At 70.2% G+C, this 18133-nt stretch carries 14 protein-coding genes and 1 pseudogene; 4 read left to right on the forward strand and 11 right to left on the reverse strand.

Annotated elements, in window-relative coordinates:
* Together ACFJI0_RS05875 and ACFJI0_RS05880 are read right to left on the reverse strand one after the other, a co-directional pair.
* Entirely contained in the window at positions 1–2601 is a 2601-nt protein-coding gene (locus tag ACFJI0_RS05875) for a circularly permuted type 2 ATP-grasp protein (protein ID WP_382323758.1), read from the reverse strand.
* 99 nt (positions 2602–2700) lie between these two features.
* Entirely contained in the window at positions 2701–6207 is a 3507-nt protein-coding gene (locus ACFJI0_RS05880) for a DUF2126 domain-containing protein (protein WP_382323759.1), read from the reverse strand.
* Between the two features lie 251 nt (positions 6208–6458).
* Between ACFJI0_RS05880 and ACFJI0_RS05885 the strand changes: the two are divergent.
* From ACFJI0_RS05885 to ACFJI0_RS05900, 4 genes and pseudogenes are all read left to right on the forward strand, one after another.
* Positions 6459–7103 (forward strand): annotated as a pseudogene (locus tag ACFJI0_RS05885) (ComEC/Rec2 family competence protein); the annotation flags it as partial.
* A 79-nt stretch (positions 7104–7182) separates the two neighbouring features.
* A complete protein-coding gene (locus tag ACFJI0_RS05890; RefSeq protein ID WP_382323760.1) occupies positions 7183–8772 on the forward strand; it encodes a DNA internalization-related competence protein ComEC/Rec2 in 1590 nt (529 codons plus the stop codon).
* An 85-nt stretch (positions 8773–8857) separates the two neighbouring features.
* Positions 8858–9160 (forward strand): helix-turn-helix transcriptional regulator, encoded by a 303-nt coding sequence (locus tag ACFJI0_RS05895; protein WP_382159533.1) that lies wholly within the window; start codon positions 8858–8860, stop codon positions 9158–9160.
* Between the two features lie 12 nt (positions 9161–9172).
* The gene (locus ACFJI0_RS05900) at positions 9173–10471 is read left to right on the forward strand and encodes a type II toxin-antitoxin system HipA family toxin (protein WP_382323761.1); all 1299 of its coding nucleotides are present in this window, start codon (positions 9173–9175) and stop codon (positions 10469–10471) included.
* A gap of 6 nt (positions 10472–10477) precedes the next feature.
* Here ACFJI0_RS05900 and ACFJI0_RS05905 read toward each other — a convergent pair whose 3' ends face one another.
* From ACFJI0_RS05905 to ACFJI0_RS05945, 9 genes are read right to left on the reverse strand one after another with little or no spacing between them, the layout of a single operon-like run.
* Positions 10478–11260, reverse strand: coding sequence for an enoyl-CoA hydratase/isomerase family protein (locus ACFJI0_RS05905; RefSeq protein ID WP_382323762.1), 783 nt, complete (start codon positions 11258–11260; stop codon positions 10478–10480).
* A 17-nt stretch (positions 11261–11277) separates the two neighbouring features.
* Positions 11278–12069 (reverse strand): GntR family transcriptional regulator, encoded by a 792-nt coding sequence (locus ACFJI0_RS05910; RefSeq protein ID WP_382323763.1) that lies wholly within the window; start codon positions 12067–12069, stop codon positions 11278–11280.
* Positions 12041–12853: an alpha/beta fold hydrolase gene (locus ACFJI0_RS05915; RefSeq protein ID WP_382323764.1), complete on the reverse strand. Its 813-nt coding sequence runs from the start codon at positions 12851–12853 to the stop codon at positions 12041–12043. The genes ACFJI0_RS05910 and ACFJI0_RS05915 overlap by 29 nt, the downstream gene beginning before the upstream one ends.
* Position 12854: 1 nt before the next feature.
* Positions 12855–13226, reverse strand: a complete 372-nt coding sequence (locus tag ACFJI0_RS05920; protein ID WP_382323765.1) for a hypothetical protein — start codon at positions 13224–13226, stop codon at positions 12855–12857.
* Positions 13223–14722: a class I adenylate-forming enzyme family protein gene (locus ACFJI0_RS05925; protein ID WP_382325537.1), complete on the reverse strand. Its 1500-nt coding sequence runs from the start codon at positions 14720–14722 to the stop codon at positions 13223–13225. Before ACFJI0_RS05925 ends, ACFJI0_RS05920 begins: the two co-directional genes overlap by 4 nt.
* The gene (locus ACFJI0_RS05930; RefSeq protein ID WP_382323766.1) at positions 14626–15471 is read right to left on the reverse strand and encodes an ABC transporter ATP-binding protein; all 846 of its coding nucleotides are present in this window, start codon (positions 15469–15471) and stop codon (positions 14626–14628) included. The genes ACFJI0_RS05925 and ACFJI0_RS05930 overlap by 97 nt, the downstream gene beginning before the upstream one ends.
* Complete coding sequence (locus tag ACFJI0_RS05935) at positions 15464–16237, reverse strand: ABC transporter ATP-binding protein (RefSeq protein WP_382323767.1); 774 nt, start codon at positions 16235–16237, stop codon at positions 15464–15466. The genes ACFJI0_RS05930 and ACFJI0_RS05935 overlap by 8 nt, the downstream gene beginning before the upstream one ends.
* Positions 16234–17211, reverse strand: coding sequence for a branched-chain amino acid ABC transporter permease (locus ACFJI0_RS05940; protein WP_382323768.1), 978 nt, complete (start codon positions 17209–17211; stop codon positions 16234–16236). The genes ACFJI0_RS05935 and ACFJI0_RS05940 overlap by 4 nt, the downstream gene beginning before the upstream one ends.
* Entirely contained in the window at positions 17208–18065 is an 858-nt protein-coding gene (locus ACFJI0_RS05945) for a branched-chain amino acid ABC transporter permease (protein ID WP_382323769.1), read from the reverse strand. The genes ACFJI0_RS05940 and ACFJI0_RS05945 overlap by 4 nt, the downstream gene beginning before the upstream one ends.
* Positions 18066–18133 lie beyond the last annotated feature (68 nt).

An 18133-nucleotide genomic window follows, 5' to 3' on the forward strand; every position in this document is an offset into this window, starting at 1 on the left:
TCAGGCCCCGAGCGATTGGTTGCGCTGGTCCGCGTGGCTGAAGTGCAGGCGCGTGATCTCGTCGGAGAGGTCGATCGCTGCGATCTCGCAGCCGTCGAGCAAGGCGGCCAGGTCGCTCCAGACGCGCTGGCCGTCCGGGCTGCGCTGCCAGTTGCTCAGGTCGGGCAGCACCCAGGTGTTGGGGTCGGGCAGGCCGCGCGCGAGCACCGCGTCCTGCGGCGTGGCGCTGTGCGAGAGCTTGGCCAGGCGCGAGCGCAGCGTGTGCACCACCCAGGCCAGCGAGCGCGGGTTGTCGCGGTCCATCACCAGCAGGTCGATGAGCGCCACCATGTCGCGCCGCTGCTGGTATTGCGCGTGGAAGGTGATGGTGCTGTCGAACAGCGCGACCACGGCCTCGAAGCCGGCCTGGTCGTGCACGCAGCCGTGTTCGAGCGCGAGCGACAGCGCGCGCGCCAGCGTGATGAGCCGTTCGATGTGGCGGCCCATGGAGAGCAGGCGCCAGCCGTCGTCGCGCACCATGCGGTCGGTCTGCGAACCGGTGATGGCCGCGAGCAGCTCGCTGGCGTTCTGCAGCGCCGCGATGGCTTCGGCGGTGGCGTACTCGGCGTCGGTGGACAGGGCGGCGCAGTCGCGCGCGAAACTGGCCTCGGTGCGCTCGATCAGGTTCCAGTGTTCCTGCGACAGGCGCTCGCGCACCTGCGCAGCCGCCGCCTTGAGCGCGCGCAGGTTGAAGCCCACGCTGAAGGACTGCGCGGCCAGCGCATCGCCGGGCGCGGGCGAGAGCGCGGCGATGAGGCTGCGCGAGAACACGCGCGCCGAGAGCGAGGCGGTCGGCACATCGGGCAGCACCAGGGCGTTCTCGCGCGCCATGCTGGTCAGCCAGGCCATCAGCGCGCGCGAGTTCGGTTCTTCACCGCCCAGGTGGCTGAGCACGATCTGCGCGAGCCGCACGCTGTTTTCGGCGCGCTCGGTGTAGCGGCCGAGCCAGAACAGGTTTTCCGCGGCGCGGCTGGTCACGGGCCGTTTCTGCTGCGCCAGCGTGAGCGTGCTCGGCGCGGATTGCAGCAGGCTGGTGTGGTCCACCGGGCCGTCGGTGAGCACCCAGCAGTCGGCGCTGCTGCCGCCGCGCTGCATGGCGGCGATGAGCTGGCCGCGCGGTGCCAGGCGCACCATGCCGCCGGGCAGCACGCGCCAGGACTTCGGGCCGTCGGCCAGCGCGAACACGCGCAGCATGGCCGAGCGGGGCATCAGCCGCTCGCCGCTCCAGGTCGGCGTCTGCGACAGCGGCAGCCAGGACTGCACGGTGTAGTCGTCGGCGTGGCGGGCCATGCGGCCCGACCACTCGTCGAGCTCGCGCGCGCTCAGGCTCTGGCCCATCACGGTGTCCAGCCCGGAACGCGGGTAGGTGGGCTTGATCACGCTGTCGCGCAGCAGCGGCAGCACCTCGCGCAGCGCGGCGTCTTCGCCGCACCACCAGGTGCGCAGCGAAGGCAGGCTCAGTTCCTCGCCCAGCAGGTGGCGGCTGATGGCGGGCAGGAAGCCCAGCAGCGCGCTCGATTCCAGCGGGGCCGAGCCCGGCGCGTTGGCCAGCAGCAGGTTGCCCGCGCGCAGCACCTGCAGCAGGCCGGGCACGCCCAGGCGCGAATCGGAGCGCAGTTCCAGCGGGTCCAGCCACTCGTCGTCCAGCCGCTTGATGAGCGCGTGCACCGGCTCCAGGCCGCTGAGCGTCTTGAGGAACAGGCGCTGGTCGCGCACCGTGAGGTCGTTGCCTTCCACCAGCGTGAGGCCGAGGTAGCGCGCGAGGTAGGCGTGTTCGAAGTAGGTCTCGTTGTAGGGGCCGGGCGTGAGCAGGGCGATGCGCGCGTTCTCGCCCTCGGGTGCCATGCGCTTGATGCCGTCCATGAGGGCGCGGTAGCTCGCGGCCAGGCGCTGCACCTTCATGCCGGCGAAGGCTTTGGGGAACTGGCGCCCGATGGCGATGCGGTTCTCCAGCAGGTAGCCGAGGCCGGAGGGCGCCTGGGTGCGCTGGCCGACCACCCACCAGCGGCCGTCGGGCCCCTGCGCGAGGTCGAAGCCCACGATGTGCAGCCAGGTGTCGCCCGGCGGGCGCACGCCCTGCATGGAGCGCAGGTAGCCCGGGTGGCCTTGCACCAGCGCGGCCGGCAGCAGCGCGCGCTTGAGCAGTTCGCGCTCGCCGTACAGGTCGGCCATCATGGCGTTGAGCAATCGCGTGCGCTGCAACACGCCGGCCTCGATCTGCGCCCAGTCCTGCGGACCGATGAGCTTGGGGAAGAGGTCGAGCGACCAGGGGCGTTCGAGCCCGGTGGAGGCGTCGGCGTAGACGTTGTAGGTCACGCCGTTGTCGCGGATCTGGCGCTCGAGGTTCTCGGCGCGGCGGTTGAGGTCGCTGAAGCCGTCGGCGCCGATGTGTTCGAAGAAGCTGGCCCAGGGGCGCGACAGCGCCGAGGCCTCGGGGTCGCCGCCGGCGCGCAGCTCGTCGCGGTGGCCCGCGTCCGCCGGCACGGACAGGGAGAGCGCCCAGGCCCCCGGGGTGTCCGGGCGCAACTGGGCAAAGAGGGATTCGGTGGGGTCGGGATTCACGGGCTTAGAGTATGCCCGCTGGGGTATCGGCGGGCCGGGGGGACGTGAATCGCCGTGTGGCATCCTTCAAACAGGTTCTGGCAGGCCCGGGCCGCGTGTTCAGGTCCGCAGGTCGAGCGTGAACGGAAACTCGCGGCTGTGCTGGGCCGGCGTCACGTCCATGCGGCCGGGCGTGTGCCCCATCTGGAAGAAGCGCGACAGCCGGCGGCTCTCGGCCTCGTAGGCGTTGATGGGGAAGGTGTCGTAGTTGCGCCCGCCCGGGTGGGCGACGTGGTACTGGCAGCCGCCCATGGAGCGCTTGAGCCAGGTGTCGACGATGTCGAAGGTCAGCGGCGCGTGCGCGGCGATCGAGGGGTGCAGCGCCGAGGGCGGGCTCCAGGCCTTGTAGCGCACACCGGCCACGTACTCGCCCGCGGTGCCGGTGCTCTGCAGGGGCAGGGCGCGGCCGTTGCAGGTGATCACGTGGCGGCTGTCGTTGAAGCCGCTCACGCGCACCTCCACGCGCTCCAGCGAGGAGTCCACGTAGCGCACGGTGCCGCCGACCGCGCCTTCTTCGCCCATCACGTGCCAGGGCTCCAGCGCGCTGCGGAGGGTGAGCTCGATGCCGCGCGCGGCGACCTCGCCCACCAGCGGGAAACGGAACTCGAAGTGCGGCTCGAACCACGCCATGTCGAAGGGGTAACCGGCGTCGGCCATGTCGGTGAGCACGTCCTCGAAGTCCATGCGCACGAAGGTGGGCAGCAGGCAGCGGTCGTGCAGCTCGGTGCCCCAGCGGGTGAGGCGGCCCTGCCAGGGCTGCTTCCAGAAGCGCGCGATCATGGCGCGCAGCAGCAGCTGCTGCGCGATGCTCATGCGCGCGTGTGGCGGCATCTCGAAGGCGCGCAGCTCCAGCAGGCCCAGGCGCCCGGTGGGGCCGTCGGGCGAGTAGAGCTTGTCGATGCAGAACTCGCTGCGGTGCGTGTTGCCGGTGACGTCGATCAGGATGTTGCGCAGCGTGCGGTCCACCATCCACGGCGGCATGTCTTCGCCGTAGGTCTTGCGGTTCTGCCCGATCTGCGCGAGCGCGATCTCCAGTTCGTAGAGCTGGTCGTTGCGCGCCTCGTCCACGCGCGGCGCCTGGCTGGTCGGGCCGATGAACAGGCCGCTGAACAGGTACGACAGTGACGGATGGTTGTGCCAGTAGGCCAGCAGGCTGCCCAGCAGCTCGGGCCGGCGCAGGAAGGGCGAGTCCGCCGGCGTGGCGCCGCCGAGCACGAAGTGGTTGCCGCCGCCGGTGCCGGTGTGGCGGCCATCGGTCATGAACTTCTCGGCGCACAGGCGCGTCTGGTGCGCGGCTTCGTAGAGGAATTCGGTGTGCTCCACCAGCTCGCCCCAGTTGTGCGCGGGGTGGATGTTGACCTCGATCACGCCCGGGTCGGGCGTGACCTGCAGCATCTTCAGGCGCGGGTCGCGCGGCGGCGGGTAGCCTTCGAGCACGATGCTCATGCCCAGCTTCTCGGCCGTGGCTTCCACGGCGGCGAGCAGGTCGAGGTAGTCCTCCAGCAGCGCCATGGGCGGCATGAAGATGTAGAGGTGCTGGTTCTTGCCGCCGCCGGCCTTCTCGGCCTTGGGGCCGTTGGCGCGGTGCGGGTCGCGCGCTTCCACGCACAGCGCGGTGCGCGTGAGCCAGGCGGCCGATTCGGCGCGCTGCGGGAAGCGCGCGGCCAAGGCCTGCGCGGGCGCCGCGCCGGGGCCGGGCTGGCCCGGGCGCAGGCCTTCCACCGTCTCGGCATCCGGGTCGAAGTCCATGCCTTGCATGGAGACCGTGCCGCCCTCGGCGAAGCCGCCACCCACCTGGTGCGGTGACACCTGGTGCTTCACGGCCGCGCCACGCGGCAACGGGTCGCGCGCGGAGTGCGGGTCCTGTTCGATGTGGTACGGGTAGTCGCCGGCCGAGACCCAGGGCAGCGAGTCCAGCGGCAGGCGGTAGCCCATGGGCGAGTCGCCCGGGATCAGGTACATGCGCTCGTCGCGGAAGAACCAGGGCCCGGTGGACCACACCGTGCCCGAGATGCGCGGGTAGCCACTCTTGCCGTTGTTGGACAGCGCGCCGTTGCGGCCCGAGGCCTGCAGCGGCAGCACGTAGCCCACGGTGGCGTCCAGGCCCTGGCCGAAGACGCGGCGCAGGCGGGCGCGTTCGAGCTCGTCGTCGAGCTTGCTGTCGAACGGGTCCACGTTCACCGGCAGGCGGCGCTCGCGCCAGAGGTAGTACCAGGTGTCCTCGTAGCCCGGGGTGATGTACTGGGTGGACAGGCCGAGCTTGCGCGCCAGCGCCTGCGTGAAGCGGCGCGCGTCGTCGCTGGTGCAGCGCGCTTCGTCGCGCTCGTCGGCCAGCAGGGCCGGGTTGTGCCAGAGGGTCTCGCCATCGGCGCGCCAGAACATCGACAGCGCCCAGCGTGGCAATTGCTCGCCCGGGTACCACTTGCCCTGGCCCATGTGCACGAAGCCGCCCGCGCCGTACTCGGCGCGCAGGCGCCCCAGCAGCTCGGTGGCGTAACCGCGTTTGGTGGGGCCCAGCGCGTCGGTGTTCCACTCGGCGGCGTCGCGGTCGCTGGTGGCCACGTAGGTGGGCTCTCCGCCCATGGTCAGGCGCACGTCGTGCTGTTCCAGATCGGCGTCCACCTTTTCGCCCAGGGCCAGCACGCCGGCCCATTGTTCGTCGGTGTAGGGGCGGGTGACGCGCGGCGACTCGTAGACCCGCGTCACGCTCATGTGGTGGCTGAATTCCACCTCGCACTTGTCCACGCCACCTTCCACCGGCGCCGCGCTCGAGGGCTGCGGCGTGCAGGCGAGTGGCACATGGCCTTCGCCCGCGAGCAGGCCGGAGGTCGGATCCAGCCCGATCCAGCCCGCGCCGGGCAGGAAGACTTCGCACCAGGCGTGCAGGTCGGTGAAGTCTTTCTCGGGGCCATTGGGGCCGTCGACCGACTTCACGTCGGACGTGAGCTGGATCAGGTAGCCCGAGACGAAGCGCGCGGCCAGGCCCATGTGGCGCAGGATCTGCACCAGCAGCCAGCCGCTGTCGCGGCACGAGCCGCTCTTGAGCTTGAGCGTGTCTTCGGGCGTCTGCACGCCGGGCTCCATGCGGATGGTGTAGGCGATGTCGCGTTGCAGCCGCTGGTTGATCTCGACCAGGAAGTCGATCGTGCGGCGCTCGCTGCGGTCCACCTCGGCCACGTAGGCCTTGAGCAGCGGCGTGAGCGGCGCGGTGGCCAGGTAGGGGGCCAGTTCCTGCTTCTGCGCCTCGTCGTACGTGAACGGGAAGTTCTCGGCCGAGGGCTCCAGGAAGAAATCGAACGGGTTGTAGACCGCCATTTCCACCACCAGGTCGATCGTGACCTTGAACTCGGTGGTGGGCTCGGGGAACACCAGGCGCGCCTGGTAGTTGGCGAACGGGTCCTGCTGCCAGTTGATGAAATGCTCGCCGGGTTCGATGCGCTGCGAATACGAGAGCACCTTGGTGCGGCTGTGCGGCGCGGGCCGCAGCCGGACCACCTGAGGCCCCAGCTTGACCAGGCGGTCGTACCGATAATGGGTGATGTGGCTCAGGGCAACATGGATCGCCATACGAGAGACTTTCCTGGGAGGGGAACAACAATGGATCCGCGAGCCACCAACCGGCCGACGCGGCTTGCAGCCATGCTAGCAAGTCTTGCGCCACGGCCACATGACATTTCCACCAAGCGGTGCCGCCCGGTCTGATCGTGCGCCATTCCGGCTTCGGGGCGCTGCTGGGCTGGGTGCTGGGCGTGGCGCTGCAATTGCAGCAGCCCGCGCTGTGGTCCCTGGAGGTCTACGGCGCTTTGCTGCTGGCCGGTGTGCTGGGCCTGGGGGCCTTGCGGCTGACCCGGCGTGCCGCCCCTGCGCTGCTGCTGGCCTGGGTGGCGGGCGCGCTCATCGGTGTCGGTGCCACCGGCGCCCGCGCCGTGCATTTCGCGGCCGACGCGCTCGACCCGGCCCTGCAAGGCATCGACATCGAGGCGACCGGGCGCATCGCCTCCCTGCCGCAGCGAAGCGCGCAGGGTGAGCGCTTCGAGTTCGTGGTGGAGTCGGCCGCGCGCGGCGGCCAGGCGGTGGCGCTGCCACCGCGCCTGCAACTGGGCTGGTACCTGCGGCCCGATGAGGCCGGCGGGGCCGGCCCCGGCCTGCGCGCGGGCGACCGCTGGCGCTTCACAGTGCGCCTGCGCAGCCCGCACGGCAACGCCAACCCGCACGGCTTCGACCGCGAACGCTGGCTCTGGGAGCAGGGCATCCAGGCCACCGGTTATGTGCGCAGCGGCCCGCGCGACCCGGCGCCCCAGCGGCTGGGCGCCACACCCTGGCACCCGCTGGACCGCTTGCGCCAGGGCGTGGCCGAGCGCATCGAGGCCCGCGTGCACGAAGACCCGCGCAGCGCGGGCGTGCTGGCCGCGCTGGTGGTGGGCGACCAGTCCGCCATCGACCGCAGCGACTGGGACCTCTTCCGCACCACAGGCGTCGCTCATTTGATGAGCATTTCAGGATTGCACGTGACGCTGTTCGCCTGGCTGCGCCACGGCGCTGGTGGGCGCGCTCTGGCGGCGCCTGGCGCTGCGCTGGCCCAAGGCCTTGCTGGCGCTGCCCACGCCCTGGGCGGCGGGCCTGGGTGGCGTGGCGCTGGCCACGGCGTACGCGCTGTTCTCGGGCTGGGGCGTGCCGGCGCAGCGCACCGTGCTCATGCTGGCCGTGGTGGTCGGTCTGCGCCTGTCGGTGCGACAGTGGCCCTGGCCGCATGTGTGGCTGCTGGCCATGGCGGTGGTGCTGCTGCTCGACCCCTGGGCCTTGATGCAGGCCGGCTTCTGGCTCAGCTTCGTGGCGGTGGGCATCCTGTTCGCCACCGACCCGGGCCGGCGCTCGCCCGCGCCCGAGGGCTCCTGGCCGCAGCGCGCGGCGCGGGCCTTCCTGGCCTTGCTGCGCGAGCAGGGCGTGGTGACGGTGGCGCTCGCGCCGCTCACCCTGCTGCTGTTCGGCCAGTTCTCGGTGGTGGGGCTGGTGGCGGACCTCGCCGCCATTCCCTGGGTGACCCTGCTGGTCACGCCGCTGGCCTTGCTCGGTGTGTTCGCGCCGCCCTTGTGGGATGGGGCCGCCTGGGCGGTGCAGGCCTTGTCGCTCGCCTTGCAGTGGCTGGCCCAGTGGCCGGGCGCGGCCCTGTTCCGGCCCGTGGCGCCGTGGCCGCTGGCCCTGGCGGCGGTGCTGGGCGGTGTGTTGCTCGTGTTGCGCCTGCCCTGGGTGGTGCGGCTCTCGGGCCTGATGCTGCTTTGGCCGGCCTTGCTCTACGCGCCACCGCGCCCAGCGCCGGGCCAGTTCGAATTGATCGCGCTGGACGTGGGGCAGGGCAGCGCGGTGCTGCTGCGCACCGCCGGCCACAGCCTGCTCTACGACACCGGCCCGCGCTATGGGCCGCAGCCCGATGCCGCCGACGCCGGCGACCGCGTGGTGCTGCCGCTGTTGCGCGCGCTCGGCGAGCGGCTCGACACGGTCGTGGTCAGTCACAGCGACAGCGACCATTCCGGTGGCGCGCCCTCGGTGCAGGCGGCGCAGCCGCAGGCGCGCTGGCTCTCGTCCTACGACAGCGACGCCGCGCGCCGCTGCGTGGCGGGCCAGCGCTGGCGGTGGGATGGGGTGGATTTCGAGGTGCTGCACCCGCAACCCGATGACTACGACGAGACCGGCCATGGGCGGCTCTCCAGCAACGCCATGTCCTGCGTGTTGCTCGTGTCCAACGGTGCGCAGAGCGCCTGGCTGGGCGGCGACATCGATGCCGCGCGCGAGGTGCGCCTGGCGCTCGCGCGGCCCGAGCAACGCGCGACCGTGATGCTCGCGCCCCACCACGGCAGCCAGACCTCCAGCAGCCCGGTGCTGCTCAACACCCTGCGCCCGAGCCTGGTGATGGTGCAGTCGGGCTACCGCAACCGCTTCAACCACCCCGCGCCGGTGGTGCTGGAGCGCTATGCCCAGCGCGGCATTCCCTGGGTGAACTCACCCGGGTGTGGCGCGGCGACCTGGCGCAGCGCCGAGCCCGACCGCGTGGTGTGCCAGCGCGAGGTCGGTCGCCGGTACTGGCACCATCCTGGCAAGCAGGAAAATGATCAATCTAACGATCATAATCATTAAAATGATCAATTAAACGATCAAAACGGTTTGCTGAGTCAAGCGAAAAATGATAAATTGAATTATCAAAATCATCAGAAAGCTCAACATGACGAGCATTGTTCAAGACGTTGAGGGCGCACGCAAGGCCGCATCGCTGACGCAAGAGGAACTGGCGCAGCGCGCCGGCGTCAGCCGCATGACCGTGTCGCGCATCGAGGCAGGCATGGATCCCAGGCTGTCCACGCTGCAGGAACTGGCCCGCGCCATGGGCATGGAGCTGATGCTGGTGCCGCGCGCGCTGCGCGCCGAGGTGGAGGGCTTCCTGCGCTCGGGTGGGCGCGTGCTCGGGCAGCCCGCGGGGGCGGGTGCGCCGAAGTCGCTGGTGGACCTGCTGGACACACCGGCCTGAAAGGGGCCGGCCGTGAGCACCTTCATCCGTTACCTGCGCCTGTCCCTGCACACGCCGGCGGGGGAGAAGCAGCCCATCGGCTACCTCTCGCAGTACGGCGACATCCTGCGCATGTCCTTCGACGAGCCGTTCGTGAACGACCCGCGCCGGCCCACGCTGTCCATGAGCCTGCGCGGGGTGGACGACGCGGCCACCCGGCAGATCCTGAGCGCCACGCGCGACGAGCGCCTGGTGCGCAACGACGGCCGCTGGCCGGTCTTCTTCCAGAACCTCTTGCCCGAAGGCCACAACCGCGAACGCCTGGCCGCGCAAAGAGGCTGCACCACCGAGGACGAATTCGAACTGCTGGCCGCCGCCGGGCACGACCTGATGGGCGCGCTGGAAGTCGAGCCCGTGCCCGCCGACGAAGACATCCCGCAGGTGGTTCGCCACTGGCACGCGGCGCTGGGGCTCGACGTGCTGGAGCCGGGCTTTGTCGAGCTGCCGGTCGAGGACGCCGCGTCCCTGCCCGGGATGGTGACGAAGTTCTCCGCGGTGCAGGAGGGACGGCGCTACGTCGTCAAGCGGCATGGCGTGGCGGGCAGCCACATCCTGAAGCTGCCGACCACCCGCCACCCCGAACTCGTCGAGAACGAGTACACCGGCTACCGGCTGTGTGCCGCGCTGGGGCTGGACTGCGCTCGCGCGAGCATCATCACGCGGGATCAGGCGCAGTTGCCCGAGCCGGTCGATTTTCCGCACATCCTGGCGGTCGAGCGCTTCGACCGTCGGCACGGCCTGCGCGTGCACATGGAAGAGTTCGCGCAGGTGATGGGCTATGCCCCGAGGCAGAAGTACGGCAGGGGCATCGAGCGGGACTACGGCCAGATGCTGCGCCTGCTCAACCAGTATTCGGTGCAGCCCGCGCGCGACACACGCGAATTCCTCGGCCGCTTCCTGGCTTTCATCCTCATGGGCAACACCGACGCGCACCTCAAGAACTGGGCGCTGCTGTACCCCGATGGCATCGAGCCTCAACTGGCCCCCTTGTACGACCCGGTCTGCGTGAGCGCCTTCTTCACCGGCATGCCGCCGGCGGACTACGGCATCAACCGCGCCATCGACGCCAGGCTGCGCGCGTTCACCTGGGCGCAGCTCGAATCGCTGCTGGAGAGCGCCGGCCTGCTGCGCAGGTCGGTGGTGTTGCGGCACTGCAAGGCGCTGGTGCAGGCCGCGCAGGCGGACTGGCCGGCCTTGCTCGCGGATGCACCTCTCAACGTGCGCGAGGAGGTCACCGCGCGCCTGCGCGGCGGTGTGGCCCTGACGGCCTGAACCTGTTCAGCCGGCCTGCACGAACTGCTGGCGCGCGCTGCGGCCTTCCTGGCTGTCGCGGCAGACCAGGGCCTGGTCGGCATCCATGTAGATGCTCGGGTGGTGCAGCGCGGTGGCGCAGGCATTGACCGATTCCTTGGTCATGCGCAGCAGGGCCGCCGGCGTTTCGGCGGTCTTGCGGGCCAGCGCCTGGGCATCTTCGACCGCGCGGCCGGGCTCGCTGATCACGTCCACCAGGCCCCAGTCGAGCGCCTGCGCGGCGCCCAGCTTCTCGCCCAGCAGGATGGCGCGCTTGGCGCGCGCCGCGCCGAGCAGGCTGGTCAGGCGCGGGATCGCGCCCCAGCCCATGTTGAGGCCAACCTTGACTTCGGGCAGGTAGAACGCGGCCTGGCTGGACGCCACGCGCCAGTCGCACGCCAGGGTGAGCGCGGCCGCGCCGCCCACCACCATGCCTTCGATGGCCGCGATGGTGAGCTGCGGCAGGTTTTCCCATGCGCGGCACAGGCGCGCGCCGCGTTGCGCCATGTCGCGCCGCTGCAGCAGGGCCTGGTCGTCCTCGTTCCACTTGGCCGGGTCCTTCAGGTCGATGCCGGCCGAGAAGATGTCGGCGGCACCGGTGAGCACGACCACCTGGATGTCCAGGGCGTCGCCGAGGTCGCGCGCGACCTGGGTGAGGGCCAGCAGCGTGTCCTGGTTGATGGCGTTGCGGTTCACGCCGCGGTCGAAGCGCACCAGGGCCACCGGCCCTTCGACGGTCACCGTCACACTCTGGCCATACGTGGGTTTCAAATCGGACTCCTTGGGGATCATGGGGCGGTCTGGTGGCGTCCCTGCACACGCGTGAGGCGGGACATGTAGCGAAAGCCGAACGGCGGGTAGTAGCTCACCGCCACTTCGAGCAGCTTGCCGGCCGGGTTGCGAAAGCGCCGCACCATCAGCAGGGCGGGATCGCTCTTGGTGTAGCCCAGGCGCTTGGCGATGGCGGCCGGGAAGGTGGCGGCCGAGATCTCCATGTCGATGGTCTCCACCGTTTCGTCGCACAGGCGTTCGAACAGCGGGTACACGCCGCCGGGTTGCTGGCCGATGTGCTCGACCACGGCCTGGTACTCCCGGCGGATGTAGATGTCGGTCCAGGAGATCGGCCGGTCGGTGCCAGGCACGCAGCGGAAGGTGGAGACCTTGAGCCAGTCCGCCGGCACGCCTTCGAGCCGCAGCTCGGTGGGGTGCGCGCTCAGTTCGGTGGTGACGCGGTGCACGCTCAGCGCCGTGGTCTCCAGGTACTGGGTGAGCTGCTCGGTGTTCTCCAGCGCCAGGCCGAACTGCGGCTGGGTGTGCTGGCGCACGACGGTGGTGCCCGTGCGCGGCTTGCGCACCACCAGGCCGAGGTCGGAGAGGCGGCGCGTGGCCTCGCGCACGGTGTGCCGGCTGACGCCGAAGCGCGCGCACAGCTCGTTCTCGGTCGGCAGGTTGCTGCCCACCGGGTAGTCCCCGTTCTTGATCATGCGCAGCAACTCGTCGCTGAGGCTCTTGTGCAGCGTGGTGCGGCGGGAGGGCTGGGGGTTTCCGGCATCAGAGGTCCAGACGTTGGAGGGCGGCAAGGGTCTCGACGTTGAAGGTGGCCGGCTGCTCGCTGTGGGGGAAATGCCCCACGCCGGGCCACTCGAGGTACACCGTCGGAATGCCGCGCGCCTGCAGGGCGGCGTCCACATTCCGCGCGGATTCGGGGGGCACGGACCAGTCTTCGGCACCTTCAACGATCACGCAGGGGCACTGTAGCTGGTCCAGCAGGGTTTCCATGCGGAAACCGCCAAAGGCGCGGATGTCGGCGAAGGCCACTTCGGGGATGCAGCGCCGCGCGTCCATGACGATCTCCTCGGCGCGCGCGGCGTCGGTGCCGCTGCCCATGAGGGTGCGGAAGCTCACCTCGAACCAGTCGCCCGGGTTGATGCGCGCCATGTCGAGGATGGCCGGGTTGTAGCCGGAGCTCTTGACCACGTTGACCGAAGCGCCGTCGACGAACACGAGGCCGCGCACGCGCTGCGGCGCCAGCGCCGCGGCAGCGGCCACGACACCGCCGCCCATGGAGTGGCCCATGAGCACCGGGCGGTCCAGGCCGAGCGCGTCGATCACCTGCAGCACATGGCGCGCGTTGCTCGGGCTGTCGGTGTGCGGGCCGCCGGCGGGCATGCCGCTCTTGCCGTGGCCCGGCAGGTCCAGCGCGTACACCGCGTAGTGCTGGCCGAAGAAGTCGAGGTTGTGTTGCCAGGACAGGCTGTCCTGGCTGGCGCCATGCACCATCACGAGGGGCGTGCGCCCGTCCGTGGGGTCGCCCGCGTGGTCGAAGTAGGCGCGCAGGCCGTCGGCCGTGGTCACGTAGGGCATGTCATTCGCTCCTGGGCGCGCACAGGCGCAAGACGGCGTGGATCAGCAGCCAGTTCTGCACGCAGGCGCGCAGGTCGCCTTCGACGCTGAGGCGGTGCTGGCGCACCAGGCGGTTGAAGGGGAAGCCGCTGGCCAGGGCCTGCAGGGCCGATTCGTCGCCCACGAAAGTGAAGGGCGCCTCGCCGGCCTGGCCCGCTTCGATGGTGTCCGGCGTCACCGCGATCCAGGCGCGCTGGCCCGTCTCGCTGTGGCGAAAACCGATTCTCAGATGGGCCAGCGTGCGGTGGCGCGCGACGAAACCGTCCGCCTGCGCGCGCTGGGCCAGGGCCGGCAGGTAGCCTTCGTCCAACAGGCTGGAAGGGGCCGTTGTCATGCGTCGAATCCTTGTCTCAACTTGAACTTCTGGACCTTGCCGGACGAAGAGTGCGGCAGGCTGTCCACCAGAAAAATCCGCTTGGGCACCTTGAAGCCCGAAAGGCTTTCGCGGCAGTGCGTGCGCAGCGCCTCGGTGTCCGGCTGGCGGCCTTCGATCGGCACCACGGCGGCCACCAGTTCTTCGCCCCAGCGTTCGTGCGGCACGCCGAAGGCGGCGGCCTCGCGCACATCGGGGTGGCTGACCAGGCAATTCTCCACTTCCTGCGCCGCCACGTTCTCGCCCCCGGTCTTGATCATGTCCTTGCTGCGGCCCATGAAGTAGGCGAAGCCTTCGTCGTCGAAGCGGAAGAGGTCGCCGGTGTGCAGCCAGCCGTCGGCGTCCAGCGTGGCGGCGGTCAGCTCGGGCTGGTTCCAGTAGCCCTTGAAGACGGTGGGCCCCTTCACCTGCAGCTCGCCGGGGCCGCGCTGGTCCGTCAGCACCTGGCCGGTCTCGTCCACCAGACGGTGTGCCACGTGGCGCCAGAGGTAGCCGATGGAGCCCGGGTGGTCCAGGATCTCGTGCGTGTAGCGGTTCTTGATGGTGGTGACGCAGCTCTCCGTCATGCCGAAGCCCCAGCCGAACTCGGCGTTGGGAAACACCTGGCGGATCAGTTCCTGGCGCCATTCGCCCAGCGGCGCCGCGGCGGTCTGCACGTAGCGCACCGAGGGCAGGCGCAGCTGCGCGAAGCCCGGGTGGTCGGTCAGGCCGACCCACATCGCCGAGAGCAGGAACACGTGCGTGGGCAGGTTCTGCTGCAAGGCCTCCACCACGCTTTGCGCATCGAAGCGCGGCACCAGGTGCAGGCTGCCGCCGGCGTACAGGATGGGGCCGTTGATGACGCCGAAGCCGCCGATGTGGAACAGCGGCGTGGCCATGAGCGAGCGCGACTGCGCGTCGATGCCGAGTTCCATGATGTAGTTCATCGCGTTCCACACCAGGTTGCCATGGGTCAGCATCGCGCCCTTGGGCGTGGAGGTGGTGCCCGAGGTGTACATGATGATCGCGACGTCGCCGTCCTCGACGCAGCCGGTGCGCCAGGCCACCGGGTCGGCGGTGGCCGGCACGTCGGCCAGGTCGCTGGCCAGGTGGTCGAGGCAGACCGGCAGCTGGTCCGGCGCGAGGTGCCGCGGCAGCTCCGCGACGAGGGGCGAGAACTCCGCGTCGTGCACCAGCACGCGGGGCGTGCAGTCGCTGATGAGAAAAGCCAGCTCGGCGGCGCTGTAGCGCGTGTTCACCGGCACCAGGCTGAAGCCGCCCACGGCGGTGGCGTGCATCAGCGCGAGGTAGTCGATGGCGTTGTGCATGAGCACGGCGACGCGGTCGCCCCGGCGCACGCCCAGGCCTTGCAGGTGGGCGGTCAGCGCGCGGGCGCGGGCGCAGAGGGCGGCGAAGTCCATGGCCGTGTGGCTGTCCGACAGCGCCGTGCTGCGCGGGCTGCGCAGCGCGTGGAACATGGCCGTTTGGTAGATGTTGGGCATGGGGCAATCAGGCGGGGGCGCTGCGCACCGAGGTAGGCGGCGGTGACGTGGGGGTTGTTCATGATCTCGTCGCTCGGGCCGTCGAGCACCAGCCGGCCGGTCTCCAGCACCAGCGCATGCTGCGAGAGCTTGAGCGCCAGGCGGGCGTTCTGCTCCACCAGCACGATGGTGGTGCCGTCCTGGCTGATGCGGCGGATCGCGCGGGCGACTTCGAGCGTGACGTTGGGCGCCAGGCCGAGCGATGGCTCGTCCAGCAGCAGCAGGCGCGGGCGCGACATCAGCGCGCGGCCGATGGCGCACATCTGCTGCTCGCCGCCCGAGAGGTGCCGGCCCTGGCTGTGCTGCCGCTCGGCCAGGCGGGGAAAGTAGCCGTAGACCTTTTGAATGTCCTCGCGGATCGCCTGCCGGTCGCGCCGCAGGTAGGCGCCCATCAGCAGGTTCTCGTAGGTGCTCAGCTCGGGGAACAGGCGCCGGCCCTCGGGCGAGAGCGCCAGGCCCTTCGCGATGCGCTGGTCGGTGGGCAGCGCGGTGATGTCCTGGCCGTCCAGATGGAAGCTGCCGGCCTGCAGCGGCACCAGGCCGCACAGCGCCTTCATCAGGGTGGACTTGCCCGCGCCGTTGGCGCCGACGATGGCGCACACGCTGCCGGGGCGCACGGAGAACGACACGTCGCGCAGGGCCGCGATCGGCCCGTAGGCGACGGAGATGTTTCTGGCTTCAAGCATTTTCGAGATCCGCGCCCAGGTAGGCGTCAATGACTTGCGGGTTGTCGCGCACGGTGGCCGCCGGGCCGCTGGCCAGCAGGCGGCCGTTGACCAGCACGACCAGGTGGGAGCACAGGCGCATCACCATGTTCATGTCGTGCTCCACCAGCACGATGGACACGCCCGCGCTGTGGTGCACGCGCTCGATCAGCGCGCTCATGGCATCGGTTTCCACCGCGTTGAGGCCGGCCGCCGGCTCGTCCATCAGCAGCATCGAGGGCTGCGTGGTCAGCGCCATGCCCACGCCCAGGATCTTCTGCTGGCCGTAGGCGAGCGCGCCGGCGTCGTCGCTGGCGAGGCTTTCCATGCCGATCATCGCCAGGGCCTGCTCGGCCTGCGCCAGCGCCTGGCGCCGCCCCTGGCGCACCGTGGCCGGTCGCACCAGCGACCAGGGCGAGGGCAGTTGGCGAAACAGCGCCGCGCGGTACAGGTTGTCCAGCACGCTCAGACCCGGAAACACGTGGGTCATCTGGAACGTGCGGCCCAGGCCCTTGCGCGCGATGGCGGGGGCGGACAGGCGCTCGATGCGCTCGCCCCGGAACACCACCTCGCCCGCGCTGGCGCGCGTGGTGCCGGTGATGAGGTTGAACATCGTGGTCTTGCCCGCGCCGTTGGGGCCGATCAGCCCGGTGATGCCGTCCCCGCCGGCCTCGAACGACACGCCGTCCACCGCGCGGATGCCGCCGAAGGCGCGCGACAGGTTCCTGACTTGAAGCACCGCGCTCATGGCTGGGCCTTTCCGGCGCGCAGGCGCCCGATCCATGTGGCCCACAGGCCCGCCAGGCCTTTGGGCATGAAGCACAGCAGGGCCATCAGCACGATGCCGTAGATGAAGCGCTGGTACTGCTGCAGGTCGCGCAGCAGCTCGGGCAGGGGGATCAGCAGGAAGCCGCCCACCACCACGCCCGCGAGGGCGCCCACGCCGCCGAGCACGTTGATGATCACCGCGTTCACGGCGGTCCAGAAGCCGAACGAGTCGGGCGAGATGTAGCCCTGGTAGTGCGCGAACAGGCTGCCGGCCCAGCCGGCCATGGCCGCGCTGAGCACGAACACGGCGATGCGAAAGCGCAGCGCCTCGAAGCCGCTGGCGGTGACCAGGGCTTCGTCCTGGTGCAGCGAGGCGGTGATCACGCCGAGCTCGCGCCGGTACATGGCCTGCAGCGAGAAGTAGCTCGCCAGGGCCAGCGTGGTGGCCAGCAGGTAGCTGCCGTAGCGGTCCAGCGTGTGGCCGAGCAGCTGGGCCGGCGGAATCTGGCCGAAGCCGTTGTTGCCACCGAAGATGTCCACGAACTCGACGAAGCACAGCACCACCACCTCGCCGAAGGCAAAGGTCAACAAGGCGAAGTGCACGCCTTTGATGCGCATGAAGAGCGGCGCGGTCACCAGGGCGATCAGCGCCGAGGCCAGGCCCGCCAGCACGAAGGCGGACACGAAGCCCAGGCCCGCATCGCGGGTGAGGATGGCCGACACGTAGGCGCCGATGCCGAACAGCGCGCCGTGCGCGAGCGAGAGTTGCCCGATGCGCAGCATCAGGTTCATGCTCATGGCCAGCGTGGCGTACAGCGCCACCATGACGCCGACGTGCAGCGCGAAGCGCGATTCGCCCAGCGCCAGCGGCCAGGCCAGCAAGGCGGCGGCCACCAGCAGTTCGGCCACGCGCACGCCCACGGGGCGGCGCACCAGGGTGAGGTCGTTTCTCATCGGGATCTCCCCATCAGGCCGGCCGGGCGCACGGTCAACACCGCCATGACGATGAGGAACGAGAGCATCGTGGCGACGGTCGAGTTGTAGAAGGTTGAGGCGATCGCCTCGGTGAAGCTCAGGATCAGCGCCGCGATGACGGCACCGGGCAGACTGCCCAGGCCGCCGAGCACGACGATGATGAAGGCCTTCACCACCACGAGTTCACCCATGTGCGGGTGGATGGTGTAGACCGGTGCCATGAGGGCGCCCGCCAGGCCCGCCAGCAGGCAGCTGAGCGCGAAGGTGAGCGCCGTCATGCGCCAGGAGCGCACGCCCTGCAGGCGCGCGACCTCGCTGTCCTGCGCCACGGCGCGGATGGTGATGCCCACCCGCGTCTTCTCGATCAGCACGTAGAACGCGGCCAGGGCGAGCAGGGTGACGCCCACCACGTACAGCTGGTCCAGCGCGAGAAACACCGAGCCGATCTGCAGCGCGCCTTCCACCGGGCGCGCGACCGACAGGTCGTCGACCGTGAACACCAGCGAAATCGCCGCCTGCAGCGTGATGGCCAGGGCGAGCGACATGATCATGCCGCCCATCTCGTCGCCGGTGAAACGCCGGAACAGCACGCGCTCCAGCACGAAACCGGCCAGGCCGACGAGCAGGGCGCCGGCGATCAGCGCCGAGCCGTACGGCCAGCCGAGCAGGCCGTAGAGCACGTACATGGCGTAGGCGCCGAGCATGTAGAACTCGCCGTGGGCGAAGTTCACGACGCGCATGATGCCGAACACCAGCGTGAAGCCCAGCGCGATGAGCGCGTAGACGAACGCCGACATCAGCGCAATGATGGATATCTGTATCGCGATTTGCATGGGAAGAGCGGGCTCGAGGCCCGCGGCTGGCGCCGCAGGCGGGCGCGTTCAGCAGGGAAGAAGGAGGA

This window comes from Hydrogenophaga sp. UC242_53 (assembly GCF_042696965.1).
GTDB lineage: Bacteria > Pseudomonadota > Gammaproteobacteria > Burkholderiales > Burkholderiaceae_C > Hydrogenophaga.